Source organism: Roseovarius sp. B-10 (assembly GCF_056859295.1).
This window is the reverse complement of sequence record NZ_JBSXOE010000021.1, coordinates 1-24597: the sequence shown is the minus strand read 5'-3', so window position 1 is coordinate 24597 and position 24597 is coordinate 1. Positions and strand designations below refer to the sequence as shown.

Genomic DNA, 24597 nt, shown 5'->3' with positions numbered 1-24597 from the left:
GCATGGACAGATTCAGGGACAAGACGGTCCTCGTCACCGGCGCCTGCGGCACCGTCGGCGCCGAGCTCGTTCGCCAGCTTGCGCCAAGCGCCGCCGCCCATATCGTGTGCATCGACAACAACGAGACCGAACTCTTCTTCCAGATCGAGCACTACCGCGCGACCGGCAAGGTTTCGGGCCACCTCGCCGACATACGCGACCGCGAGGCGCTGAAGCTGCGGATGCGCGGCGTAGATATCGTGCTGCACGCCGCCGCGCTCAAGCATGTGGGACTATGCGAGGACAGCCCCGCACAAGCGATCGCCACCAACATCCAGGGCACGCAGAACGTCATCGACGCAGCGCAGAAGAACGGTGTCGAGCGCGTGATCTTCACCTCGTCCGACAAGGCGGTGAACCCCACCAACGTGATGGGCACCTCCAAGCTGATGGGCGAGCGGCTGATGACCGCGGCGGCCGAGACCACGGCCAACGGGCACCACATCCGCGCGCGCAACGCGGGCACGGTCCTTGCCTCGACGCGGTTCGGCAACGTGCTGGGATCGCGCGGGTCGGTGGTGCCGCTGTTTCGCCGCCAGATCGCGGCGGGCGGGCCGATCACGCTGACCCATCGCGACATGACACGCTTTATCATGACGCTGGAAGAGGCCGTGCGGCTGGTGCTCGACTCGGTCTGGCTGGCCTGCGGCGGCGAGGTGATGGTCACCAAGATGCCGGTCGCCCGGATCGAGGACATCGCCCATGTCATGCGCGACACGCTCGCCCCCGAAGGCGGCGTCGAGATCACCGAGATCGGCCCCAAGCCCGGCGAGAAGATGTACGAAGAGCTGATGAACGACGAAGAGGTGCGCCGAACCTGGGAATATGGCGATTTCTTTGTGTCGCTCTCGGCCTTTGCCGATGCCACCGCCCCCGGCTACGCCCATCTGCGCGGCGCCCCGCGGACCGACCGGCCCTACAACTCGGCTCATGAGGCGGCACTGAGCCGCGAAGCGTTGGCCGGTTATTTCGCCGAGAAGGGGGTGTTGGGGTGAATGAGTGAGATGCGCCTGATTTTTGTTGCCAACTCTCCGAGTCCGAATACCGTTGAGCTCTACAACGCGCTGCATCGTCGTCACGATACAGAGGTTTCGGTCGCCTATCTCTCCAGGCGAAATGCGAAATGGCAGGATCCCTCATTTCCAACGGATCACGACATTCTGGAAAGTCGCAACCTGAGTCCATTCCCGTCTCGGGTTAATACGGCATTCTGTCCAGGGCTGTTGCTTCGGCTGCTATTCAAGGAACGTCGGGCCAGGATCATCATACAAGGCTACAGCAACCCGACGAATTTCCTGTTGATCCTGGCAATGTCTTTCCTGCGGCCAGGCGCGGATTGGGCATTCTGGGGAGAGCGCATAAAGAAATCCCCGAAGTCACACCCGATACGGTTCCTGGTAAAGCGCGCGGTCATTTCTGCGATCTCGAGGTCGCGCCGTGTTTACGCCGTTGGCCAGGCTGGCGTCAAAAGCTATGCCGAGCACGGGGTGCCGGAAAGGCTGTTGCGAAGCCTGCCGTATACCAAGGATTTCTCGGTCTACCAGTCGCCGGAAACCACGCATGACAACAAGGTCATCGTGACAACGGCACGTCTCGTGCCATCAAAGAAGATCGACCAGCTTGTCCGGGTTTTTTCCGACCTTGCCGATGACTACCCCGACTGGCGCCTGGACATCATCGGCGATGGTGCGATGCGGCCGGAACTGGAAAATGGCGTCAAGGAGAACTTGCGCGGCAGGATCACGTTCCACGGATACGCCGGGCCCGAGAAGCAATCTGAAATCTATGCCGGAGCGGACCTATTCGTGCTCCCATCCATGCATGACGGCTGGGGCATGGTCGTTCCCGAAGCGATGGCTGCCGGCTTGCCGGTGATTACAACAGACGGAGTCATGGCAGGCAGGGATATTGTCCGACCTGGCGAGAACGGTTTCTTGTTGCCCCCGGGTCAGAGTGAGCCTTTGAAGGCTATTCTCCTCAGGGTGATGCGCGGTGACCTCGACCTGGAAAAGATGGGGGCCACCGCTCTCGATAGTGTCTCTGCCTACTATCCCGAGCACGTTTCCGAAGACCTCGTCGCGGACATTTCGACCGGCTGGAGGGGGCGCGAATGAAAGCCTCGTCTTGTTCCAAATCACATCGCGATGACAGCCAATTCGGAGGGCTGGCCCGGTTTTGCGCAACCGGTGCGACACAGGTTCTCGCGGCCGTGGGCGGTCTGCTGCTTGCCGTCGTCATCGCGCGCACCGGCGGACCGGAACGGCTGGGCATGTTCACCATCATGCTCAGCCTGCTCGGAGTGCTGGGCATGATCGCGCGGCGCGGTCAGGGCAGCCTGCTGACGCGGTCGGTGGCGTGGGCAGTTCATGAAAAAGGAGCGCGCGCGTCCATTTCCCTGCTTCTGCTGGCTGTTCGCCGGATCGTCCTGTCCAGCATTGTGCTTGGCCTGACTGGCTCTGCGATCCTGTCGAGCGGGATCCTGGGGGCACCGTTTCCCGGGGCCGTTCACGCCCTCCCCGTCATGCTGTTCCTGGTCACTTCTCTCGCATTGTTCGCGGCATACGCGCGCGGCAGTGCGCGTCCATGGCTCGCCCCGCTGTTCGAGCTCGGCGGGATTTCGTGTCTGACAGTGCTGCTGCTCATGCCATCGCTTGTTCGGGGCAGCAACCTGACGTCAACGGGCGTGATGTCCGGTTTCCTGCTGTCGATGCTACTCCTGGCATTGATAGCGGGTGCGATCACGCGGGCAAATCATCCCGTGAACCGCGAGATGCTCTTTCCCGAGGCGCGCCTGAGAGAGGAATTGAGCCGCGGTCAGGTTCCGTTCACGCTGATTGCCCTGGCCGGTTTCCTTCTTCAGTCGGGGTCGTTCCTGCTGGCTGCTCCATTCCTGAACGAGATCGAAATCGGCCTGTTGCGGGGCGCCGAGAGGCTGGCGCTTTTGGTCAGTTTTTGCACGCTTGTCATCAACCCGATGATCGCGCCCGGGATCGTGCGGCTGTCACGTGGCGGAGACGCGAACACACTACGTCGGCTGACCTTTCAGGCAATGCTTGTCAGCGCCGGGATCGCGGCCTGCGTGCTGCTGCCACTCCTGATCTGGCCCGAACGCGCGCTGGCGCTGCTGGGGGCAGAGTTCGGCACGGCAACCGGGTATTTGCGGATCATGGCGCTCGCACAGTTCGCAGCCGCGCTCTTGGGGCCGCTGGCGATGATACTGCACATGACCGGGCGCGAACGTGTGTCGATGTGGGCCAATCTCGCCACGCTGGCAGTGGCAGCCGTGCTTGTCCCGGGCTTGTCACTGACCCATGGCGCGTTCGGGTTCGCCCTGGCTTATGCGGCGATCATTATGACGCGGCTGGGGCTGATCGGGGGGGCAACCCTTTTGGCCGGGCCAATTGAACCTCCTGGTTCGGGAGGCATCAAGTGAGCCGCTTGAGAATTGACAGGTCACCGAGTGTGCCACGTCTCAGACTCCTGCGTACCTACTGGGTTGTTGTAATCCTGTGCATTATTGGGCTGTGGCCATTTGGTGGCCTTACAATCCCGCACTTGATCTTCTTTGGTGCACTCTCAATGGGACTATACGCAAGTTATTCGCGTTATATCCTTCCGCTTATTGTCTACTTTTCCATGATCCTGCTCTACTGGATCGTTGTGCCGTTTCTTCAGGATAGAATAGGTGTTGGGTATTATACATGGCGCGGGGACGTGCCGGATTTCGGACCGATGGCATTGTTGTTCGTCATGACGCATTTCATGGGCATTCTTGCTGGATTTCAGTTCAAGAGGATATCCCTGTCACACAAAGGGACTCCAGAGCTTGGATTTTCCCTCGTGGGCGTTGCCTTCATCTTGGCGCTGCTTGTGGCTCTAATGGCTTTCGTTGGGTTCGAGACAATCATGTTACCAAGGGTGGAACAGGAAACAGGAGAGGCGCAAAATTACGTCATTCTGCTGAGGAATATTGCAAAGATTCTACCTGCATTTCTTGTTGCCTACTTCATATTGGAAGCAGACAACGGGCTGAAGAAGAATACAAGAGTTGCAATTTTTATCCTCCTCGCATCGTGCCTCCTGATCGTGTCAAACCCTGTGAATACGAGTCGCTTTCTTTCTCTGTTCGGCCTTTTCGTGGTCATCCTCACGTACTCGATAAAGTCCTCAAGACTGAGTGTTCTTGCATGGTTACTTGCATTTGCACCGGCGTATGCAATAACGCTGCTTGGGATCACGTCAGCCATGCGCTCTGGCATTCAAAAGGTCGACCTGACAAGAGCATTCCAGAGCCTTCAGTCACTTGAGTTTTCTTCCTACTCTATATTCCTGGACGCACTGAAGCTGGACAGTTTTTCCCAAGGAAATTACCTATTCTCACATCTTTTCATCATTGTGCCGCGCGCCATTTGGCCTGGGAAGGCTGAATCCATCGGTATTTATACGGCAGAGAGATCTGGATATGTTTACAATAATGTAGGTTTGAATTCATTCTTCAATTCCTATGCTGATTTTGGATTCGTCGGGCTTTTCTTATTTAGCATGCTTTTTGGAATTCTCGCCAAGAACCTAAATCCTGCATTCGAGTTGGCATCGTTCCGGAACCGTCGCTTCATGTATGGCGTCTTGTTCACCGGAATGACACCGATGTTTTTTCGGGGAGACCTGAGCACAGCGATGCTCGCACTTTATCCGGCAATACTTGTGTATGAGGCCATACGTTTTTCAACGAGGTTCCGGTTTATGTCAGGCGTTCGTTGAATGAATCTGCGCATCGCCAACGTCATTGAGGAAGGCAAACTTGGTGGGCCGCAGGTGCGAATGGTGCGGGTGGCGGCGGCGCTCAATGACCGGGCCGAGACGCTGATCGTCATGCCACGGGCCAATTCCACCCCGTTTCGCGAGATGTGCGCGCGTCATGGTGTGCCTTATCGTGTCCTCCCGCTCACCCGGATCACCAGGGAATGGCGCGCGGCGCTGGCTTATGCCCTGTTCTCGCCTTGGGAGGTGTGGCGCCTCGTGCAGCTTTTCCGCCGCGAGAGGGTCGATCTCGTGCACGCGTCGGGCGGTAGCTGGCAGGTGAAGGCGGTGATCGCGGCGCGGCTGGCTGGCATCCCCTCGGTCTGGCACCTCAATGACAGCTTGATGCCCGGCTGGGTGCACGCGCTGTTCCGGAGGGTCGCTCCCTGGGCGGGGGGATTCATCTACACATCCCGAAGGGTCAGGGCGTATTATGGCCGATACGTGGGCGCGGACAGGCCATTTGCCTTTGTTCCGCCACCGGTTGACGTTCATGAATTTCACCCCGACGCACCCTGCCCCGGAGATGAGCAAGCGATTGCCCGGTTCGGTGACGGTCCGGTCATGGTTACGGTCGGCAACGTCAACCCGATCAAGGGGTTTGAGACATTTATCCGTGCCGCGGCGCGATTGCGCAGCCTCGGGCATGGGGTCCAGGCGGTGATCGTCGGCCCGATCTTCGATCGCCAGCGCGCGTATCACCGCAGGCTGATGGCGCTGGCCCGGAACCTTGGCCTCGACAGCATCCATTTCGTCGGCGGCCGCTCGGATGTGCGGCCATTCCTGGCACGCGCCGATGTCTATGTCTGCCCTTCGCTATCCGAAAGCTGGGGTATGGCGCTTTGGGAGGCGATGGCAATGGCGCGCCCCGTGGTCAGCACCGATGTCGGCGACGTGGCCCGCCATGTCCGCGATGGCGAGGCCGGGTTCATCGTGCCCGTGGGCGACGATGCGGCGATGGCCGACCGCATCGCGCGGCTGCTCGACGACCCGGACCGGCGGGCCCGGATGGGCGCGGATGGGCGCGAGACGGCAATGGCATTCCAACCGCAGGAGATTGCCGGGCTGACGCTTGGGATTTATCAGCGTGTTAGGGAGAATGGCGCATCGGCAACGGATGGAACGGGATCGTGAGGGCTCGGGCGGATGTTCGTTACGTTGAGGATGATATCGACCGCACGACCGCCTGTTTCGACCGCACGGACATGGACGTGCTCGCTCCGGGGCGGTATGTGCTGATTCAAACGACGCAGTGAAACAGGAAAGGGGCGGACGTGAAAATCTCCATCATCATGGCCGCTTACAACTCGCAGGCCACCATCGGCCGGGCCATCGGGTCTTTCCTCGCGCAGGACCATTCCGACAAGGAACTTGTCGTCATCGACGGCGCCTCGAATGACGATACCTGCGCCATCGCCAAAGGCTTTGACAGCCCGGCGATCAGAGTGTTCAGCGAACGCGACGAGGGCATCTATGACGCCCTGAACAAGGGGATCGCGCGGGCGGATGGCTCTGTCGTCGGGGTGTTGCACACGGACGACCTTTTTGCGCGGCACGACGTGCTGTCGCGGGTGGCAAGTATCTTCGACAGTGGCGGCATGGATGGTGTGTACGGCGATCTGGAATATGTCGCCCGCACCAATCCCGATCGCGTGATCCGCTATTGGCGTTCGGGTGCCTACCGACCGGTCCTGTTGAGGAAGGGGTGGATGCCACCGCATCCGACCTTGTTTCTGCGTCGTGAGGTCTTCGACAAGCACGATGCCTATGACACCGGATTTCGTATCGCTGCCGATTACGAAGCCATCCTGCGCTGGCTGGTCAGGGCCGAACTGGAATTGGCTTACATACCGGACGTCCTGGTGCGGATGCGCGTCGGCGGCGAGAGCAATCGTTCGCTGGGCCGCATCCTTCGCAAGAGCCGCGAGGACCTGTGCGCCATCCGTCGGCACGGGATCGGGGGTATAGGGGTACTGGCGGCCAAGAACGTCGGCAAGGTATCACAATTCATGCGGCGCGACCGTGGCAAAGATGTTCAGGCAAGGTAAGATAATCCCATGAAAAAGGCACTCATCACCGGCATCACCGGACAGGACGGATCGTATCTGGCAGAGTTTCTGCTGGAAAAGGGCTACGAGGTGCACGGCATCAAGCGCCGCGCCTCGCTGTTCAACACCGCGCGGATCGACCACATCTACCAGGATCCGCATTCCAACCATCAACGGCTGAGGCTGCATTACGGCGATCTCACCGACAGCTCCAACCTCACCCGCATCCTGAGCGAGGTGCAGCCCGACGAGGTCTATAACCTCGGGGCGCAAAGCCACGTGGCGGTGAGCTTCGAGTCGCCGGAATACACCGCCGACGTGGACGCCATCGGCACGCTGCGCCTGCTCGAGGCGATCCGCTTCCTCGGCATGGAGAAGACGACGCGTTTCTACCAGGCCTCGACATCCGAGCTTTACGGGCTTGTGCAGGAGACCCCGCAGCGCGAGACGACACCGTTCCACCCGCGCTCGCCCTACGCCGTGGCCAAGCTCTACGCCTACTGGATCTGCGTCAACTATCGCGAGGCTTACGGGATGTATGCCTGCAACGGCATCCTGTTCAACCACGAGAGCCCGCGCCGCGGCGAGACCTTCGTTACCCGCAAAATCACGCGCGGCATGGCCAATATTGCGCAGGGACTGGAGGACTGTCTCTACATGGGCAATATCGACGCGCTGCGCGACTGGGGCCATGCACAAGATTACGTGCGGATGCAGTGGATGATGCTGCAACAGGACGCGCCCGAGGATTTCGTGATCGCCACCGGCAAGCAGTATTCGGTGCGCGAGTTCATCCGCTGGACTGCGGAGGAGCTGGGCATTTCACTCAGCTTCTCGGGCGAGGGGGTGGACGAGATCGCCACCGTCACGGACATCGCGGGTGACAAGGCCCCGGCGGTCAAGCCCGGGGACGTGATCCTGCGCATAGACCCGCGCTATTTCCGTCCCGCCGAGGTGGAGACGTTGCTGGGCGATCCCACAAAGGCCAAGGAAAGACTCGGCTGGGTACCCGAGATCACGGCGCGCGAAATGTGCGCCGAAATGGTTGAAGAGGACCTGCGCACCGCACGGCGGCACGCGCTGCTCAGGGAACACGGCATGGACATGCCGGTCAGTTTCGAGAACGGGTGATCGCGATGCGCGTCTACGTGGCAGGGCACAGGGGCATGGTGGGCGGCGCGATACTGCGGCGGCTGGAGGCGCGGCGCGCGGCGGGGGAGGAGATCAACCTGATCACCGCCACCCATGCCGAGCTTGACCTGACCGATCAGGCGCAGGTCGCGGCGTTCATGGCCGATCAGCGCCCCGACGTGGTGATCCTCGCCGCCGCGAAGGTGGGTGGCATCCATGCCAACAACACCTACCCCGCCGATTTCATCTACGAAAACCTGATGATCGAATGCAACGTGATCCATCAGGCATACGCGGCAGGTGTGCGTCGGCTGTTGCAGCTTGGGTCGTCCTGCATCTACCCGCGCGAGGCTCCGCAGCCGATGCGCGAGGATGCGCTGCTCACCGGCCCGCTGGAGCCCACCAACGAGCCCTACGCCATCGCCAAGATCGCGGGCATCAAGCTTTGCGAGAGCTACAACCGGCAGCATGGCACCGATTACCGCTCGGTCATGCCAACCAACCTTTACGGCCCCGGCGACAATTTCCACCCCGAGAATTCCCACGTCCTGCCCGCCCTCATCCGTCGCTTTCACGAGGCGGCGGAGGCGGGCCGCGAGGAGGTCACGATCTGGGGCACCGGGCGGCCACGGCGCGAATTCCTGCACGTCGATGACATGGCAGAGGCATCGCTCTTCGTGCTGGACCTCGACAGGGACCGCTATGACGCCAACACGCAGCCGATGCTGAGCCACATCAACGTGGGCACCGGCGAGGATATTGCCATCCTCGACCTCGCGAAGATGGTGGCGCGTGTGACGTGCTTCGACGGGCGGATCACCACCGACCCCACGAAACCCGACGGCACCATGCGCAAGCTGATGGATGTGAGCCGGTTGGCGGATATGGGCTGGCGCGCAAGGATCGGGCTGGAACAGGGCGTCGCGGACACGTATCGGTGGTTTCTGGAAAACCTCGACAGGTTTCGCGGCTGAGACGCGGCAGGGAGGACGCAAGGATGACACAGGATATTCACCCGCTTCTGCTCTGCGGCGGATCGGGCACGCGGCTCTGGCCGCTGTCGCGCAAGAGCTATCCGAAGCAGTTCACCCGGCTCACGGGCGAGGAAAGCCTGTTTCAGGCCTCGGCGCGGCGTCTGTCGGGCCCCGGCTTTGCCGCACCCGCGATCGTCACCGGGTCGGATTACCGCTTTGTCGTGACCGAGCAGTTGGCCGCCGTCGAGGTCGCCGCCGCCGCCACGCTGATCGAGCCCGAGGGACGCAACACCGCCCCCGCGATTCTGGCCGCGGCACTGGAGCTGCATGCGCGCGCGCCGGGCGCACTGATGCTGGTCGCACCCTCGGATCACGTGATCCCGGACGCGGAGGCGTTTCGCGCCTCTGTCATGGCGGCGGTCCCATCGGCCGAGGCGGGACAGATCGTGACATTCGGTATCCGCCCCGACAGGGCAGAGACGGGCTATGGGTGGCTCGCACTGAGCGAAGCGCCAAAAAACGGCTTTGCCCCGGTGCCGCAGCCGCTCAAGGGCTTTGCCGAGAAACCCGACGCGGCAACCGCCGAGGCGCTGCTATCGGGCGGGATGCACCTGTGGAACGCGGGCATCTTCCTGTTTGCCACCGGCACGATCCTGTCTGCCTTCGAGAGCCATCAACCCGGGCTGCTCGCCGCCGTGACGCGCGCCTTCGATGAGGCCGAACGCGACCTGCATTTCCTGCGGCTCGCGCCTGCACCCTGGTCGGAATGCGATGACATCTCCGTGGATTACGCGGTGATGGAGAAGGCCGAGAACCTTACCGTTGTCCCCTTTGGCGGCGCGTGGTCGGACCTCGGCGGCTGGGACGCCGTGTGGCGCGAGAGCGGGCCGGACGCGGGCGGCGTGGTGACCTCGGGCCCGGCCACCGCCATCGACTGCACCGATACGCTGTTGCGCGCCGAGGATGAACAGCAGGCACTGGTGGGTATCGGCCTGAGCGACGTGATCGCCGTGGCCATGCCCGACGCGGTGCTGGTGGCCCACAAGGACCGTGCGCAGGACGTGAAACAGGCCGTCGCCGCGTTGAAGGCGCAAGGGGCCAAGCAGGCCGAGACCCTGCCGCGCGACTACCGCCCCTGGGGGTGGTTCGAGAGCCTTTCCGTGGGCGGACGGTTCCAGGTCAAGCGCATCCATGTCAATCCCGGTGCGGCGCTTAGCTTGCAAAGCCATCACCACCGGTCCGAGCACTGGATCGTCGTCGAGGGCACCGCCCGCGTAACCATCGACGACACGGTAACGCTCGTGAGCGAGAACCAGTCGGTCTACATCCCGCTGGGCGCGGTCCACCGGATGGAAAACCCCGGCAAGGTGCCGATGGTGCTGATCGAGGTGCAGACCGGCACTTACCTGGGCGAGGACGACATCATCCGATACGAGGATGTCTATGCCCGCGGGCAAGGGGCCAAGGGGTAATCAGGCCCAGCGCCCGATCGCCGTCACAGTGACCTCTGGCGCGCCCGGCTGGCTTAGCGCCGCCATCGCGCGCAAATGCCCCGCCGTCTCGTCCCCCGCCCGCGTGGCGATCCAGACACCGGATGCGGTGGTGGCACTGGCCGAAACCGTGGGCCGCGTGCCCGGCGCGAAGGGGGCGGGATAGCTCCATGCCGTTTCCGCCGCCCCGGCAAAGAGCGCGCCGTGCGCGGTGTCGGGGGCATCAAGGGTGAGCGTGTGGCGACAGATCTGCGTGCCGTCAGGATAGCGCAGCGCCTCGCCATCTGGTCCGGTGCTGCGGTTGACGTTGTGCGCACCATGCACCGCCTGCCACGCACCCCACGCCCCGCCCGAACGGGTGCGAAACGCCAGCGCCGCGCCATCGGCGCCGATGAATATCTGCGCGAGGTCGTCCGCACCGAGCCGCATCGACAGGCACAGCCCTGCTGTCGCCCCCGCGGGGCGCGGGCCGAGGGTGGTGCCATCCACGGCAAAGCTGCCTGCGGGCTGCGCCGGGTCGTCGAGATCGGCCATCACCGGCACCGCCCCTGCCCCGTCCTGCCCCCAGCCAAAGGCACCAGTGGTCAGAAGTCGCCCCGGCACCGCGTCGCCCGCGTCCGCCTGCACCGCCGCGCCGGTGGCGAGGCCGGTGGCGGCGTCAAGGCTCAGCGCCGTCACCCAGGCCGCCCCGTCCGCGCTCACCTTGATGGCAAAATCGTCGTTGCCGCTGGTCCCCATCTCGGCGCGCCCGCCAAATCCCGTCTGGAACAAGAGGCTTGCGGTGTCGGCAGCGCTGGCCTTGTTGATCTTGAGTTGATGCCCCGCCCCCTCGTGGTTGAGAAGCGTGGCGGGTGCCGAGACGGTGAACCGGTTGGTGGTGTCAAAGCCGGCATTGATGCCCACCCCGTCAAGGTTCTCCAGACCCGGCGAAGACAGCGGCACCCACTCGGCGCCCGCATGGCGAAAGAGCCGCCCGTCGCTCTTGTCGATGGCAAGCCACCCCTCGCCCGGCGCGACGAACAGCCAGCTTTCGTTGACGAAGGCGGCGAGCATCCCCGCCTGCCCGGCCCAAACCCCGGAAGGCGAAGGCCCGAGCGCCCAGACCTGCCCGGCCCCGGGCAGGGCCGGGGGCGTGGCCGCGCCGATTCCTTCGACCGCCAGTTGCACCGCGATATCGAGCCGGGTCAGCGCCTCGTTATGGGTGACGTGTTTCTGCGCCTGCGAGGGCAGGATGAAGGGCAGCGACAGGCGCGGTGAGGTATCTGGCATTGGGGCACTCCGGGTTTTGGGGCATCTCTCGGGACGCGCCCAATCTTGGAGCGATATCTTGCCAGTCCGTGAACGCCGCGCGCGCTGCTCAGCCCGAGAGCCGCGCCACCATCGCGCTTGCCGGATCGCCCAGCGCTTCGATCACGTCGAAATGGTGCTTGCCTCTCGCGACCTCAAGCGGCGCGCCCCACGCCTCGGACAGCCAGCGCGCCTGGTCGAGGAAGGCGGGCAATTCATCGCCACCGACCCAGACCGAGACCGGCACCGGAAGGGGGCGCATGACCACCGGGCTCTCGGCCTCTGCCGCGGGCTCATCGAGCCGGAGCTGTTCGTTCATCGAGGTGCGCAAGAGGGGGCGCAGGTCCGAGACCGGCGAGATTGGTGCGACGTGACGGAGCCGCGCCGCCACCTCGGCTGGCAGCACGCCGGGCACCGCCATGCGCGCCACGAGATGCCCGCCCGCCGAATGCCCGGCAAGCGCAATCGGCCCTGCCACGCGGTCTGCTGCCATCGTCACCGCCTGCGCGATCTGGCGGGTGATGTCGGCGATGCGCACCTCGGGGCAGAGATCGTAGGACGGCATCGCCACCGCCCAGCCGCGCGCAAGCGGCCCAGCCGCGAGATGCGACCAGAACGAGCGGTCGAAGCGCAACCAGTAGCCGCCATGCACAAAGACACACAGCCCCCGCGCCGTGCCCACGGGGTGGAAGAGGTCGAGCGCCTGCCGCTCGCTCTTGCCATAAGGCAAGCCAAGTTCCGCCTGCCCCGCATGCCGCACGCGAAACGCCTCTGCCGCCACGGTCCAGCGCGCGGGATACTGCGCGCCGCCCGGGATGTTCGGCACGTTCGCATAGGCGTTGTCCAGTTCGCTCATCCCTTTGCCCCTCTCTGGCCCTAGACATTCCTAGCCCAAGCTGCTTTGGCTTTGCGAGAGCATTCGACATCGCAAGAGGACCGCGCCATGACCACGACCGACCTGAAATCCATGCTGAACGATCCCGCCCTGCTGGCGGAGAAGGCCTATATCGGGGGGCAGTGGGTGGATGGCGACAACGGCACATTTCAGGTCACCAACCCTGCCCGTGGCGACGTGATCGCCAACGTCGCCGATCTGAGCCGCGCACAAGTGGCCCATGCCATCGCCACCGCCGAGGCGGCGCAGAAGGAATGGGCCAAATGGACCGGCAAGGAACGCGCGGCGGTACTGCGCAAGTTCTTTGACCTGATGATGGAGAACCAGCACGATCTCGGCGTGATCCTGACCGCCGAGCAGGGCAAGCCGCTGGCCGAGGCCAAGGGCGAGATCGCCTATGGCGCCTCGTTCATCGAGTTCTTTGGCGAAGAGGCCAAGCGCATCTATGGCGAGACCATACCCGGCCACCAGCGCGACAAGCGCATCACCGTCATCAAGCAACCTATCGGCGTCGCCGCCTCGATCACGCCGTGGAATTTCCCCAACGCGATGATCACCCGCAAGGCCGCCCCCGCGCTTGCCGCCGGCTGTGCCTTTATCGGGCGGCCCGCGACGGAAACGCCGCTTTCGGCCACGGCGATGGGCGTTCTGGCCGAGCGCGCAGGCATCCCGGCGGGCGTGTTCAACATCGTGCCGTCGTCAAGTGCGAGCGACGTAGGCAAGGAGTTCTGCGAGAACCCGGGCGTGCGCAAGCTCACGTTCACCGGCAGCACGGAGGTGGGGCGCATCCTGCTGCGGCAGGCCGCCGACCAGGTGATGAAATGCTCGATGGAGCTGGGCGGCAACGCGCCCTTCATCGTCTTCGACGATGCCGATCTCGATGCGGCGGTCGAGGGCGCGATCCTGTGCAAGTTCCGCAACAACGGCCAGACCTGCGTCTGCGCCAACCGCATCTACGTGCAATCGGGCGTCTACGACGCGTTCGCCGCCAAGCTCCAGGCGGCGGTGGAAAAGCTCAAGATGGGCGACGGGTTCGAGGACGGCACGACGCTGGGACCGCTCATCAATGCCGACGCCATCGAGAAAGTGCAGGAGCACGTCGCAGACGCCACCGCCAAGGGCGCAAAGGTGGTGATGGGTGGCGGCACGCCCGCGCAGGGGCCGGGTCATTTCCTGCCGCCCACGATCCTCGCGGATGTGACGCAGGACATGCTGATTGCCACCGACGAGACCTTCGGCCCCCTCGCGCCACTCTTCCGCTTCGAGGACGAGGATGACGTGATCGCCATGGCCAATGACACGATATTTGGCCTCGCCTCGTATTTCTACGCCAAGGATCTGGGCCGCGTCACCAAGGTGGCAGAGGCACTGGAATACGGGATCGTTGGCGTCAATACCGGCATCATCTCGACCGAGGTAGCCCCGTTCGGCGGGGTCAAGCAGTCGGGCCTGGGCCGCGAAGGCAGCCACCACGGCATCGATGAATTCCTCGAAATGAAATATGTCTGTATGAGCGTGTAGAAAAATCGTCGCTTTGGCCGGACCCGGAGTGACGCTACGCTGTGCGCGTGGCGTCATCTCGAAAGAAGCGGTCATGATTCGGTTCCTTTCCCTAGCCCTTGGCCTGACGATCTGCGTGGCCGCGTCGTCTGCGGAAGAGGCGGCGGAATCACGCGTCGTGACCGGCGCGCTCACGTACCAGCAAAAGATCGCCCTGCCACCCGGCGCGCGGGCGATGGTGCGCGCTGAGGGCCGGTTTGGCGTAACGCTGGGCGAGACCGAGTTTGCGGGCGACGGGCTAGAAATGCCGCGCCGCTTCACTGTCGAAGTGCCGCTTGGGCTCTCGGGGACGGTGCGGGCGCTGATCGAGGTGAACGGCGCGCCGAGGTGGATCATCAAGGGCGTGCCCTTCGCCGCGGGCGCGGAGCCGGTGGCGCTGGGCGAGTTGTTCCTCAATCCCGTGAGTCCTCTCTCCTTCGCCACGGATTTCATCTGCGGTGACGTAAGTGTGTCGATGGGCATGCTGGGCGACGAGGTGGCGCTGCGCGCCGAGGGCCGCGACATTCCCTTGGTTCAGGTCGAGACGGCCTCGGGGGGGCGCTATGACGCCGTGGACGAGCCCGGCACGAGCTTCTGGAGCAAGGGTGACGCGGCAATGGTCCGGCTCAACGGTCGCGACCTGCCCGAGTGCGACAAGGTGCGGCCGCCCGCCGAACGCCCGTACCGCGTGCGCGGAAACGAACCGGGCTGGTACGTCTCGCTTGACGGACAAACCGCCGAGATCGTGGCTGACTACGGCGAAATCACGCGAGAGACACCCCGCCCCGAGGCGCGTGCCATGCCCGGCGGGTATGAATTCGACCTGTCCGGGGCCGATGCCCGCCTGCGCGTCGAAGAGCATCTGTGTCACGACGACGCCACCGGCATGCCCTATCCCGATACCGCGTACCTTGCGCTCGGCGACCGGGAACTGCGCGGCTGCGGTGGCGATCCTGCCGATCTGCTTACCGGCGGCGCGTGGCAGATTACCGCCCTCGGCGATGCCGCACTGATCGAGCCGGACCGCCTGTCTCTGAACTTTCTCGATGCCGGGCGCGTGGCGGGCAGCGGTGGCTGCAACCGCATCGCCGGTGGGTTCAGCCTGTCGGGCGAGGGTCTGCATTTCGGGCCGATGGCCAGCACCATGATGGCCTGCCCCGAGCCGCTGATGGAACAGGAACGGCGGATGCTTGACGCACTTGAACAGGTCATGGCGTTCGATGTGGACATACGCGGACGGCTGCGGCTCTTGGCCGAGGATCGCCAGACCGTCCTGATCGATGCCGCGCGACCCTGAACAAGAGTGCGCGCCCATATTACGGGTCGATATCGACTCGAAAGGTTTTATCGCCCCATCCATCGACCGAGCAATGCGCGCGGATATGGATCCTACGCGTGCCGTCGGGCAGATCGAGATTGGTGAGCGAGCGAGTGAACGGCTGCTCGTTCACGTGCGGATGATGCAGCAGCCGGTAACCGATCCGCTTGCCATCGGCATCAAGCACTTCCCAGCCGTCGGCATAGTGATCCCAGCCGGTATCGGGATGCTCCAGCGTGACATCCACGCGCCACGACATGCCCGACTTGATGGCCACCGCCTCGAGGATATCAGGCTCGTGCGCGAGCGCGGGGACGGCAACGGAAACGGCCACCGCCGCGGCGAGGGGGAACGCGATCTGTCTCATACGCGGCATCATACGCGGTCCGTGCCGCGAATGCACTCACGTCCGTGTGTCTTTCCCATCGCCCTCGGGGCGCATCAGCACAGCGCGCGAGTGCGAGGCGAATTCGCGCCGCAACAGCACCATGAGCGTGACCGCCACCGCGAGCAGCAGCGCCACCGCCCCGAACAGCCACGCCGCCGCAGCCAGCGCGAAATAGAGCGCGCGCAACCCGCGGTTGAAGCCCCGCGCGGCGGTAATGTTGATCTCGGCCGCCTTCTGCGCGCGCGGCTGCGCCGCCGGGTCGGCGGGATCGTTCGGCACCGCCGCCATCATCACGGCGCAATAGCCGAACAGTCGATTTGCCCAGACGAACTTGAGAAAGGCGTTGGCGAGAAAGGCGACGATCACGAGGATCTTGACCTCCCACACGATCACTGGCGCCGTACCGGTCAACAGGTCGTCGGCCAACCCGATCAGCCGCTCCACCTCGCCCAGCAGCGCCAGCGTGCCACCGATGGCGATGAGCGTCGCCGAGGCAAAGAACGAGGTGCCCTGACGCAGCTGCCCGATGATCTGCGAATCGAAGATGCGCGGGTCTCGGGCGACGAATTGCACCATCCATTCGCGGCGATACTGTGCCATGAGGTTCGAGGTCGAGGGAAGCCGGCGTGGCGGGTGCTCGATCAGCAGCGTCACCCCCGACCATGCAATTACGAGCATCAGGAAGGCGGCAAGATCGAGCGGCGCGAAATGCCCGAGCGCGTCGTTGAGGATATCCGTCATGGCGCTCAAAACGGTCGCACGACCACGGCCCAGAGAACCGCGATTGCGCCCAAGACGCTGACTTCGTTGAAGATACGCAGGAAGCGGTCGCTCTCGGTAAACGTGCCGTTACGCGCGCGCAGCACCAGCCGCCCGGTCCAGCCGTAATGCGCCGCCAGCGCCAGTACCAGCGCCAGCTTGAGATGCGTCCAGCCCGGCCAGCCCAGCCAGTGCGCGAGATAGAGGCCCGTGGCGATGGCGATCACGCCAAGACCCAGCGAGAACCGGTAGAGCCGGATGGTCAGATCGCCCAGCGGCCCGAATTCGCCCAGCCGGTCCCACTCGCGGCGCCAGTAGATGAGCGCGCGCGGCACGGCAAAGATGGAGGTCATCCACCCCATGACACAAAGAATATGGATGATCTTGACCCACTCCATGTGCGATGACTGCCCGAGGTGGTGTGCCTGCGCAAGGTCTGCCGCGCGGCCCGCGGCAAAAAAGGACTCGCGGACAGGCCAAATTGGTTATATAGTTTTACCAATTTTAGGAGCACCCCATGCAAATGCCCGAGCCGAACCCCGACATTCTCGCCCGCAAGGCGGAACTGGTGGCGCGCCTGCGCAAGGTTCTGCCGCGCGATGCCGTGATCGAGGATCCGGTGGAAACACGCGCCTATGAATGCGACGCGCTGACCGCCTATAAATGTCCGCCTCTCGCCGTGCTCCTGCCTGCCTCGACGCGAGAGGTCTCCGACGCACTGGCCATCTGCCACGAAATGGGCGTGCCGGTGGTGCCGCGCGGTGCGGGCACCTCGCTTGCCGGCGGCGCGCTGCCCACCGCCGACAGTGTTATCGTCGGCGTGGCGCGGATGAACGAGGTTCTGGAAACCGATTACGACAATCGCTTCATCCGGGTACAGACCGGGCGCACCAATCTCAGCGTCACCGGCGCGGTGGAGGAAGAGGGGTTTTTCTACGCGCCCGACCCGTCCTCACAGCTTGCCTGCGCCATCGCGGGCAATATCGCGATGAATTCAGGCGGCGCGCATTGCCTCAAATACGGGGTGACCACCAACAACCTTATGGGCGTGACCATGGTGCTGATGGACGGCACGGTGGTGGAACTCGGCGGCGCACATCTCGACGCCGGCGGCTATGATCTGCTGGGTCTCGTCTGCGGCTCGGAGGGTCAGCTTGGCGTGGTAACCGAGGCCACGCTGCGCATCCTGCGCAAGCCTGAGGGCGCGCGCCCGGTGCTGATCGGTTTCGATTCGAGCGAGGTCGCGGGCGCCTGCGTGAGCGACATCATCAAGGCGGGCGTGCTGCCCGTGGCGATCGAGTTCATGGACCGCCCCTGCATCCGCGCGACAGAGGATTTCGCCCATGCCGGATACCCCGATTGCGAAGCGCTTTTGATCGTGGAGGTCGAAGGCTCGGACCCCGAAATCGACGAGCAGCTCGCGCTGATTGAGGACATCGCCCGCCGCCACGACCCGGTGGAATTGCGCCAGAGCCGTTCGGCCGAAGAGAGCGCGGCGATCTGGAAGGGGCGCAAATCCGCCTTCGGCGCGATGGGGCAACTTGGCGATTACATGTGCCTCGACGGCACCATCCCGGTGAGCGCCCTGCCCCACGTACTGGGCCGGATTGGCGAGATGAGCCAAGAGTTCGGCCTCGACGTGGCCAATGTGTTCCACGCAGGCGACGGCAACATGCACCCGCTGATCCTGTACGATGCCAACAAGCCAGGAGACCTGGAAACCTGCGAGGCCTTCGGGGCGGAAATCCTCAAGCTCTGCGTCGAAGTCGGCGGCTGCCTCACCGGCGAGCATGGCGTGGGGATCGAGAAGCGCGACCTGATGGCGCATCAGTACGGGGCCGACGACCTTTCCGCGCAAATGGACGTAAAGGACGTGTTCGACCCGAAATGGCTCTTGAACCCGGCCAAGGTGTTTCCACTCGACGTCTCGGGCACGCGGCGCGCCGCCTGACCCTTCGCAGGCCGAGGGGTTCCCCCGGACCACCAGAGTATTTTACCAAGAAGAAACCGCATGACACCCGAGACAGAGGCAGAGCTTGCCACGATCATCAAGGAGGCCGATGGCCCGCTGCGCGTCGAGGGCGGCGGCACGCGGCCCATCGGCGGCGCATCGAACGGTGCGCGGCTCTCGACATCGGCGATGACAGGGATCGAGCTTTACGAACCCGGCGCGCTCACCCTCGTGGTGCGGACGGGCACACCGCTTGCCGAGATCGAGGCCACGCTCGAGGCCGAGGGGCAGCGGCTCGCCTTCGAGCCGATGGACCATCGCGGGTTGCTGGGCACCGAGGGCACGCCCACCATCGGCGGCGTGGTGGCCGCCAATGTCAGCGGACCGCGCCGCGTTCAGGCCGGGGCCTGCCGCGATTTCCTGCTGGGGGTGCGGTTCGTTGACGGGCAGGGGCGCATCGTCCGCAATGGCGGCCGGGTGATGAAGAACGTGACCGGCTACGACATGGTCAAGCTGATGGCGGGCAGCTACGGCACATTGGGCGTGCTGACCGAGGTGGCGCTCAAGGTGCTCCCGCGTCCCCGCGCCACCGGTGTGCTGCTCTGCGAGGGGCTGGACGACGCCACCGCCATTCAGGTGCTGTGTCGCGCTCTGGGCTCGCCCTACGAGGCGAGCGGTGCCGCGCATCTGCAACACGGTCTTGATGGCGCGCCGATGACGATGATCCGGCTCGAAGGGTTCGCGGACTCGGTTGCCTATCGGGCTAGGGAGATGCAAAAGCTGCTGGGCGATTCCGGCACCTTCACGCTCGAGACCGACCCGGACCGCACCGCCGCCGGCTGGCGGCATATCCGCGACGTCGCGCCGTTCCACGGGCGCGCGGGAGACGTCTGGCGGCTCTCGGTCAAGCCCACCGACGCGCCGGGGATCGTCGCCGCCCTGCCGGGTGCCGAGGCGCTCTATGACTGGGGCGGCGGGCTCGTCTGGCTGCTGGTGCCCGAAGACACGGGCAAGACGGCGATACGGCAGGCCGTGGCGAAGCGCGGCGGCCATGCAACACGGGTGCGCGGTGCGGGGACGGACGCGTTTCCGCCGCTGCCCGCGCCGGTGGCCGCGCTTCAGACCGGGCTGCGGCGGCGTTTCGATCCGCGCGGCATCCTCAATCCCGGCCTGATGGCCGAGGCGTAGGAGAGCGACGGAATGAAGACCGAGTTCACGCCCGAGCAACTGGCCGACCCGAAAATCGCCCGCGCCAACGAGATCCTGCGCTCCTGCGTGCATTGCGGGTTCTGCACCGCGACCTGCCCGACCTATCAGGTGCTGGGGGACGAACTCGACAGCCCGCGCGGTCGCATCTACCTCATCAAGGACATGCTCGAGAACGACCGCGTGCCCGATGAGAAGACGGTCAGGCATATCGACCGCTGCCTGTCGTGCCTCGCCTGCATGACGACTTGCCCCTCGGGCGTGCATTACATGCACCTGGTCGATCAGGCGCGCGAATATATCGAGGCGCGCTATCAGCGCCCCCTGGGCGACCGGATGCTGCGCTGGATCCTGGCGCGCATCCTCCCCTATCCGATGCGGTTTCGCGTGGCGCTTCTCGGGGCCAGGATCGGGCGGCCCTTTGCCCGGCTGATGCCCGATGCGCGGCTGCGCGCGATGCTGGAGATGGCACCCAAACAGGTGCCGCCCGTCAGCCGCAACGACGATCCGCAAACCTTCCCCGCGCAAGGCGCACGCAAGAAGCGCGTGGCGCTGATGACGGGCTGCGCGCAGCGCGCGCTCAACACCGATATCAACGACGCCACCATCCGGCTGCTCACCCGGCTGGGCTGCGAGGTGGTGGTGGCCGAGGGGGCGGGCTGTTGCGGGGCACTGACGCATCACATGGGCAAGACCGAAGAGAGCCACGCGACGGCCGCGAAGAACATCCGAGCCTGGGCGCGCGAGATGAATGGCGAGGGGCTGGACGCCATCGTCATCAACACCTCGGGCTGCGGCACCACCGTCAAGGATTACGGCCACATGTTCCGCCACGAAGCATTGGCCGACGATGCCGCGCGGGTGAGCGAGATCGCAGTGGACGTGAGCGAATTGCTGATGCAGCTAGACCTTCCAGAGGGCGAGGAAAAGGGCCTTACAATCGCCTATCACGCCGCCTGTTCGCTGCAACACGGCCAACAGATCAAGACCTTCCCCAAGGACTTGCTGAAGCGCGCCGGGTTCAAGGTGGTGGAACCCGCCGACAGCCACCTGTGCTGCGGCTCGGCGGGCACCTACAACCTGATGCAGCCGGAGATTTCCAAGCAGCTCAAGGACCGCAAGGTCCGCACGCTCGAGGCCAAGCGCCCGGACGTCATCGCCGCGGGTAATATCGGCTGCATGATGCAGATCGGCTCGGGCACCGGCATTCCGGTGGTGCACACGGTGGAACTGCTGGACTGGGCCACCGGCGGGCCGCAGCCGCCCGCGCTGGCGCAGGCGGAAAACGGTATGGCAGGCGTGCCGATCCTGCGCGCAAGCCGGTCATAATCTGGCCCGAAACGGCTGTTAACCGATACCGGACTGAACCGCCGGAGACATCATGCTGCGCAGCCTCGCACTACTCGCCCTGCTCGCCACGCCGCTCGCCGCGCAGGACAGCCGCCTCGAGCGGCTCGACGCGGGCGACGCCGCCCGCGCGTGGGAGGCGGTCGGGCGGCTCGAACTGGCCGGGCGCGGCTTCTGCACCGGTGCGTTGGTGGCCCCCGATCTGGTGCTGACGGCGGCGCATTGCCTGCATGATCGCGCCACAGGCAAACGGATCGACCCTGCACGAATCGAGTTCAAGGCCGGCTGGCGCAACGGGCGCGCGGCCGCCTATCGCACGGTGCGCCGTGCGGTGCTGCATCCCGACTATCGCTTTGACGCGGACGTGACTGCGGACCGCGTGCGCAACGACGTGGCGCTGCTCGAGCTTCATCACCCGATCCGCAACACCCGCGTCACCCCGTTCGAGACCGATCGCCGCCCCCGCAAGGGACAGCGCATCGGCGTGGTGAGCTACGCCAAGGGCCGCGCCGAGGCCCCGTCGCTTCAGCAAGAGTGCAACGTGATGGCGCGGCAGCAGGGCGTGCTCATCATGTCCTGCGATGTGGATTTCGGTGCCTCCGGCGCGCCGGTCTTCAGCTTCGAGGGCGGGCGCGCACGGATCGTCTCGGTGGTCTCGGCGATGGCCGAGGTCGAGGGCCGCAAGGTGTCGCTGGGCACGCAGCTCCTGGCGCCGCTCGACACGTTGCGCACGGCGCTCGAGGCCGGACAGGGGGTGTTTCAGGATGCCGCCCCCAAGACCTTCACCTCCGGCACCCGGCGCGACACCGGCGCAAAATTCGAGCGGCCATGAGCAGTCCGCGACGAATACTTGCACTTTTGGCGGCGCTCTGCCTGTGGGCGGGCGGGGCGGCGGCACAGTCGAGCGGGCTCACCCGCCTCACCGACCGCGACGACCTCTTTGGCTGGGAGGCCATAGGCCGGGTCGATATCGGGCGCGAGGGCTATTGCACCGGGGTGCTCATCGCGCCCGATCAGGTGCTGACGGCGGCGCATTGCGTCTTTGGCCGCTCCGGGCGACCCGTGGCCGCCGATACGATCCGGTTCCGCGCCGGGCTGCGCGACGGCAAGGCGATCGCCGAGTCCGGGGTGATGGGCTACGTGGCTGCAGAAGGCTACGATCCGCGCGGCGGCATGAGCGCCGCCAACATCCGCAACGACGCCGCCCTCCTGCGGCTCGCGACCCCGATCAACAGTGCCGTGGCCGCCCCTTTCGCCATCCATGACCGGCCCCGCGACGGCGCGCAGATTAGCGTCGTCTCCTACGGGCGCGACCGCGACAGCGCCCCGTCATGGCAACGCCGGTGCAACATGCTGTGGCGCGCCGAGGGAATCATGGCCTTAGACTGCGACGTGATCTTCGGCTCCTCCGGCGCGCCGGTCTTGGCCCCACATGGCGGCCGCCCGCGTATCCTGTCGCTGGTGAGCGGCGGCAGCCGCGTCGAGGGCAAACGCCTGTCCTATGGCATGGACCTGCCCGATCTCGTCACCGGTCTCAAGCGCGACCTGCGCGCCGCCACCGCCGGAATGGCGACCGCCAATCCCGGCTTCAAGCGGGTACAGGCGGGCGAGGGCCGGCGCGGTACCGGCGCGCGTTTCGCCCGACCCTGAGCCGCACCGCTCCCCTCTTGACAGGCGCGCGGGCGTTTCCCAAATCCATGATGCCCCGGGGCCGGATGACGGGCCGGGGCGCAACTGGCCTGTCTCCAAGGGGAAGGCCGCCAACATTGGTATCGCTCAAAGGAGGATGACCCATGCGCAATTTCGATCTTGCACCGCTCTACCGGGCCACTGTCGGTTTCGACCAGATTGCCGATCTTCTGGATCGCGTAATGGCGAGCGACATGAGCCAGCCGAGCTATCCGCCCTACAACATCGAGAAGACCGACGACGACGCCTATCGCATCTCGATCGCCGTCGCGGGGTTTTCGGCCGACGACCTGACGGTCGAGGTCAAAGACGGGGCGCTCGTGGTCTCGGCCCGCAAGAGCGAGGATGACGAGAGCGAACGCACCTACCTGCATCGCGGCATTGCCACGCGCGCGTTCGAGCGGCGCTTCCAGCTTGCCGATCACGTGCGCGTCACCGGTGCGAGCCACGCCGACGGCATGCTGCATGTCGATCTGGTGCGCGAGGTGCCCGAGGCGCTCAAGCCGCGGCGCATCGCCATCGCAAGCGCCGACACGGCCCGCGAACAGGACGTGATCGACGCCGAGAAGGTGAACTGAAGCCTGCGCCTCGCACTGATGGCCCGGCAAGGGATGCCTCGCCGGGCCTTTTCGTTGCCAGTCTGCTCGGGCTCGGAATACCGAGCCCGTTGCGCAACCGGCTGAAACCAGGCTGAACATGCGTCTTGCCGCACCATTCTCCCGGATGCCATTGAGATGGAACCAGATCTGATCCGCGTTCCGCGCGCCTTATTCTGGTGAGGTCTTGATGTTTTCCATGTCCTTGGTTGCGGGAAACGGATTGGAACCGGCGACTTTCGGATCATGTGTCACGTTTTCCCAACTCAGCCGGGCTGCGCTCGACTACCCTCTCCTATCGGAATCGCAATCTTTTTGCTGACGGGCATGGTGCGTCCACGGATCGAAGCCGCCGGGCATCTTCGACGCCGGTCAAAAATTGGCCAGATTCTTGATTAATGTCGGCTCATGGCATCAAGGCTCAAAGACAGGGGAACCGTCACTCCCTTTAGAAAGCGGCGACGCGTCCGCCGCTTCCTACCCACCCGCCTGCTGATCTTAAGCCTGTTTGCCGCAGTGGTGGCTTTGGGCAACTATCTAAAGCACACCGCTCTGGAACAAAGCTGGTGGGTATCTAACGTCGGCGCCCCTTTCGAAGGCGCACCGACCTCCATGCGGCCGCGGGCACTGCACGGTGGGGATGCGATGCACAGACGTGGCGGCCTCGCCATCAGCCGACGTAGCCCGGGCAATGGCGGCGCTTCCTACGGACACGTGACCTACGTCAGGGACGGTGACACAATCGAAGTTGACGGACGTCCAATCCGCATTGCCACTTTGGACTGCGGCGAGTCCGGCACCATCGCAGGACACATTGCGACACGGCGGATGAAGGCGCTGGTATCTAGCGAGCGCGTCACCTGCAGCCTGACCGGGGAACGCAGCTATGATCGCTGGATTGGCAGCTGTCGGCTGGCGAGTGGGCAGGACATTGCAAGTGTGATGATCGGTGAAGGTCTGTGCCGTCGCTGGCGTTAGTGTTGCGCCGGAGCCAGGCTATTCACCCGGCTTTTCGTTGCCTTCATTCGGGGGTCCTGAATGCAGAAAGCCACCCGGGGGTGGCTTTTAGAGCATGTTGCTCAAAAGTGGGAACCGGTTTTGAGCTCCTTGAACATGCGAATCAAGGAGTTAGAGCGTGTC

23 protein-coding genes are annotated in these 24597 nt (G+C 64.6%); 18 read left to right on the top strand and 5 right to left on the bottom strand.

Features of this window, described 5'->3' with window-relative positions; translation table 11 throughout:
- The first annotated feature begins 2 nt into the window (after positions 1-2).
- From AC13D8_RS03300 to AC13D8_RS03260, 9 genes are all read left to right on the top strand, one after another.
- Positions 3-1034 (top strand): SDR family NAD(P)-dependent oxidoreductase, encoded by a 1032-nt coding sequence (locus AC13D8_RS03300; protein WP_482967606.1) that lies wholly within the window; start codon positions 3-5, stop codon positions 1032-1034.
- Complete coding sequence (locus AC13D8_RS03295; RefSeq protein ID WP_482967605.1) at positions 1035-2153, top strand: glycosyltransferase; 1119 nt, start codon at positions 1035-1037, stop codon at positions 2151-2153.
- Positions 2154-2248: 95 nt separating this feature from the next.
- A complete protein-coding gene (locus tag AC13D8_RS03290) occupies positions 2249-3472 on the top strand; it encodes a lipopolysaccharide biosynthesis protein (protein WP_482967604.1) in 1224 nt (407 codons plus the stop codon).
- Positions 3473-3675: 203 nt separating this feature from the next.
- Complete coding sequence (locus tag AC13D8_RS03285; protein ID WP_482967603.1) at positions 3676-4800, top strand: hypothetical protein; 1125 nt, start codon at positions 3676-3678, stop codon at positions 4798-4800.
- Positions 4801-5973 carry a glycosyltransferase family 4 protein gene (locus tag AC13D8_RS03280; protein ID WP_482967602.1) on the top strand — a complete coding sequence of 391 codons (1173 nt, stop codon included), beginning with the start codon at positions 4801-4803 and terminating at the stop codon, positions 5971-5973.
- Positions 5974-6113: 140 nt separating this feature from the next.
- The gene (locus AC13D8_RS03275) at positions 6114-6887 is read left to right on the top strand and encodes a glycosyltransferase family 2 protein (protein WP_482967601.1); all 774 of its coding nucleotides are present in this window, start codon (positions 6114-6116) and stop codon (positions 6885-6887) included.
- A gap of 9 nt (positions 6888-6896) precedes the next feature.
- Positions 6897-8018 carry a GDP-mannose 4,6-dehydratase gene (gene gmd, locus AC13D8_RS03270; RefSeq protein WP_482967600.1) on the top strand — a complete coding sequence of 374 codons (1122 nt, stop codon included), beginning with the start codon at positions 6897-6899 and terminating at the stop codon, positions 8016-8018.
- Positions 8019-8023: 5 nt separating this feature from the next.
- Positions 8024-8992 carry a GDP-L-fucose synthase gene (fcl, locus tag AC13D8_RS03265; protein ID WP_129434968.1) on the top strand — a complete coding sequence of 323 codons (969 nt, stop codon included), beginning with the start codon at positions 8024-8026 and terminating at the stop codon, positions 8990-8992.
- Between the two features lie 23 nt (positions 8993-9015).
- A complete protein-coding gene (locus AC13D8_RS03260) occupies positions 9016-10464 on the top strand; it encodes a mannose-1-phosphate guanylyltransferase/mannose-6-phosphate isomerase (RefSeq protein WP_482967599.1) in 1449 nt (482 codons plus the stop codon).
- Here the strand turns inward: AC13D8_RS03260 and AC13D8_RS03255 are convergent, their stop codons facing one another.
- Together AC13D8_RS03255 and AC13D8_RS03250 are read right to left on the bottom strand one after the other, a co-directional pair.
- A complete protein-coding gene (locus tag AC13D8_RS03255; RefSeq protein ID WP_482967598.1) occupies positions 10465-11751 on the bottom strand; it encodes a DUF2793 domain-containing protein in 1287 nt (428 codons plus the stop codon). It abuts the gene before it with no gap.
- Positions 11752-11839: 88 nt separating this feature from the next.
- A complete protein-coding gene (locus AC13D8_RS03250; protein WP_482967597.1) occupies positions 11840-12625 on the bottom strand; it encodes an alpha/beta hydrolase in 786 nt (261 codons plus the stop codon).
- Between the two features lie 87 nt (positions 12626-12712).
- On the opposite strand from AC13D8_RS03250, the gene AC13D8_RS03245 reads away from it, so the two are divergent.
- Both AC13D8_RS03245 and AC13D8_RS03240 read left to right on the top strand, forming a co-directional pair.
- Positions 12713-14185 carry an NAD-dependent succinate-semialdehyde dehydrogenase gene (locus AC13D8_RS03245; protein WP_482967596.1) on the top strand — a complete coding sequence of 491 codons (1473 nt, stop codon included), beginning with the start codon at positions 12713-12715 and terminating at the stop codon, positions 14183-14185.
- A 73-nt stretch (positions 14186-14258) separates the two neighbouring features.
- Positions 14259-15500: an META domain-containing protein gene (locus AC13D8_RS03240; protein ID WP_482967595.1), complete on the top strand. Its 1242-nt coding sequence runs from the start codon at positions 14259-14261 to the stop codon at positions 15498-15500.
- Between the two features lie 19 nt (positions 15501-15519).
- Here the strand turns inward: AC13D8_RS03240 and AC13D8_RS03235 are convergent, their stop codons facing one another.
- The 3 genes from AC13D8_RS03235 to AC13D8_RS03225 are packed head-to-tail and all read right to left on the bottom strand — an operon-like array spanning position 15520 to position 17066.
- Positions 15520-15888, bottom strand: a complete 369-nt coding sequence (locus AC13D8_RS03235) for a hypothetical protein (RefSeq protein ID WP_482967594.1) — start codon at positions 15886-15888, stop codon at positions 15520-15522.
- A 36-nt stretch (positions 15889-15924) separates the two neighbouring features.
- Positions 15925-16650, bottom strand: coding sequence for a DUF599 domain-containing protein (locus AC13D8_RS03230; RefSeq protein ID WP_482967593.1), 726 nt, complete (start codon positions 16648-16650; stop codon positions 15925-15927).
- 5 nt (positions 16651-16655) lie between these two features.
- Complete coding sequence (locus tag AC13D8_RS03225; RefSeq protein ID WP_482967592.1) at positions 16656-17066, bottom strand: CopD family protein; 411 nt, start codon at positions 17064-17066, stop codon at positions 16656-16658.
- A 119-nt stretch (positions 17067-17185) separates the two neighbouring features.
- Here AC13D8_RS03225 and AC13D8_RS03220 point away from each other — a divergent pair, with 119 nt between their 5' ends.
- The 7 genes from AC13D8_RS03220 to AC13D8_RS03190 all read left to right on the top strand — a co-directional run bounded on the left by AC13D8_RS03220 (position 17186) and on the right by AC13D8_RS03190 (position 24435).
- On the top strand, positions 17186-18619 hold the full coding sequence (locus AC13D8_RS03220; RefSeq protein WP_482967591.1) for an FAD-linked oxidase C-terminal domain-containing protein: 1434 nt from the start codon (positions 17186-17188) through the stop codon (positions 18617-18619).
- Between the two features lie 60 nt (positions 18620-18679).
- Positions 18680-19807 carry a glycolate oxidase subunit GlcE gene (gene glcE / locus AC13D8_RS03215; RefSeq protein WP_482967590.1) on the top strand — a complete coding sequence of 376 codons (1128 nt, stop codon included), beginning with the start codon at positions 18680-18682 and terminating at the stop codon, positions 19805-19807.
- A 12-nt stretch (positions 19808-19819) separates the two neighbouring features.
- Positions 19820-21154, top strand: coding sequence for a glycolate oxidase subunit GlcF (gene glcF / locus AC13D8_RS03210; RefSeq protein WP_482967589.1), 1335 nt, complete (start codon positions 19820-19822; stop codon positions 21152-21154).
- 52 nt (positions 21155-21206) lie between these two features.
- The gene (locus tag AC13D8_RS03205) at positions 21207-22004 is read left to right on the top strand and encodes a trypsin-like serine peptidase (RefSeq protein ID WP_482967588.1); all 798 of its coding nucleotides are present in this window, start codon (positions 21207-21209) and stop codon (positions 22002-22004) included.
- Entirely contained in the window at positions 22001-22822 is an 822-nt protein-coding gene (locus AC13D8_RS03200) for a trypsin-like serine peptidase (protein WP_482967587.1), read from the top strand. The genes AC13D8_RS03205 and AC13D8_RS03200 overlap by 4 nt, the downstream gene beginning before the upstream one ends.
- Positions 22823-22965: 143 nt before the next feature.
- Positions 22966-23439: an Hsp20 family protein gene (locus AC13D8_RS03195; protein ID WP_129434996.1), complete on the top strand. Its 474-nt coding sequence runs from the start codon at positions 22966-22968 to the stop codon at positions 23437-23439.
- 426 nt (positions 23440-23865) lie between these two features.
- On the top strand, positions 23866-24435 hold the full coding sequence (locus AC13D8_RS03190) for a thermonuclease family protein (protein ID WP_482967586.1): 570 nt from the start codon (positions 23866-23868) through the stop codon (positions 24433-24435).
- Positions 24436-24597 lie beyond the last annotated feature (162 nt).

Bases quoted from the DNA above. Each gene is read 5' to 3' on its own strand.
- AC13D8_RS03205 (WP_482967588.1), top strand. From the start codon at position 21,207: ATGCTGCGCAGCCTCGCACTACTCGCCCTGCTCGCCACGCCGCTCGCC.
- AC13D8_RS03225 (WP_482967592.1), bottom strand. From the start codon at position 17,066: ATGGAGTGGGTCAAGATCATCCATATTCTTTGTGTCATGGGGTGGATG.
- AC13D8_RS03240 (WP_482967595.1), top strand. From the start codon at position 14,259: ATGATTCGGTTCCTTTCCCTAGCCCTTGGCCTGACGATCTGCGTGGCC.
- AC13D8_RS03255 (WP_482967598.1), bottom strand. From the start codon at position 11,751: ATGCCAGATACCTCACCGCGCCTGTCGCTGCCCTTCATCCTGCCCTCG.
- AC13D8_RS03195 (WP_129434996.1), top strand. From the start codon at position 22,966: ATGCGCAATTTCGATCTTGCACCGCTCTACCGGGCCACTGTCGGTTTC.
- AC13D8_RS03220 (WP_482967591.1), top strand. From the start codon at position 17,186: ATGCAAATGCCCGAGCCGAACCCCGACATTCTCGCCCGCAAGGCGGAA.
- AC13D8_RS03245 (WP_482967596.1), top strand. From the start codon at position 12,713: ATGACCACGACCGACCTGAAATCCATGCTGAACGATCCCGCCCTGCTG.
- AC13D8_RS03295 (WP_482967605.1), top strand. From the start codon at position 1,035: ATGAGTGAGATGCGCCTGATTTTTGTTGCCAACTCTCCGAGTCCGAAT.
- fcl (WP_129434968.1), top strand. From the start codon at position 8,024: ATGCGCGTCTACGTGGCAGGGCACAGGGGCATGGTGGGCGGCGCGATA.
- AC13D8_RS03235 (WP_482967594.1), bottom strand. From the start codon at position 15,888: ATGAGACAGATCGCGTTCCCCCTCGCCGCGGCGGTGGCCGTTTCCGTT.
- AC13D8_RS03230 (WP_482967593.1), bottom strand. From the start codon at position 16,650: ATGACGGATATCCTCAACGACGCGCTCGGGCATTTCGCGCCGCTCGAT.
- AC13D8_RS03300 (WP_482967606.1), top strand. From the start codon at position 3: ATGGACAGATTCAGGGACAAGACGGTCCTCGTCACCGGCGCCTGCGGC.
- AC13D8_RS03250 (WP_482967597.1), bottom strand. From the start codon at position 12,625: ATGAGCGAACTGGACAACGCCTATGCGAACGTGCCGAACATCCCGGGC.
- AC13D8_RS03260 (WP_482967599.1), top strand. From the start codon at position 9,016: ATGACACAGGATATTCACCCGCTTCTGCTCTGCGGCGGATCGGGCACG.
- AC13D8_RS03285 (WP_482967603.1), top strand. From the start codon at position 3,676: ATGATCCTGCTCTACTGGATCGTTGTGCCGTTTCTTCAGGATAGAATA.
- AC13D8_RS03190 (WP_482967586.1), top strand. From the start codon at position 23,866: ATGGCATCAAGGCTCAAAGACAGGGGAACCGTCACTCCCTTTAGAAAG.
- glcE (WP_482967590.1), top strand. From the start codon at position 18,680: ATGACACCCGAGACAGAGGCAGAGCTTGCCACGATCATCAAGGAGGCC.
- glcF (WP_482967589.1), top strand. From the start codon at position 19,820: ATGAAGACCGAGTTCACGCCCGAGCAACTGGCCGACCCGAAAATCGCC.
- AC13D8_RS03280 (WP_482967602.1), top strand. From the start codon at position 4,801: ATGAATCTGCGCATCGCCAACGTCATTGAGGAAGGCAAACTTGGTGGG.
- gmd (WP_482967600.1), top strand. From the start codon at position 6,897: ATGAAAAAGGCACTCATCACCGGCATCACCGGACAGGACGGATCGTAT.
- AC13D8_RS03200 (WP_482967587.1), top strand. From the start codon at position 22,001: ATGAGCAGTCCGCGACGAATACTTGCACTTTTGGCGGCGCTCTGCCTG.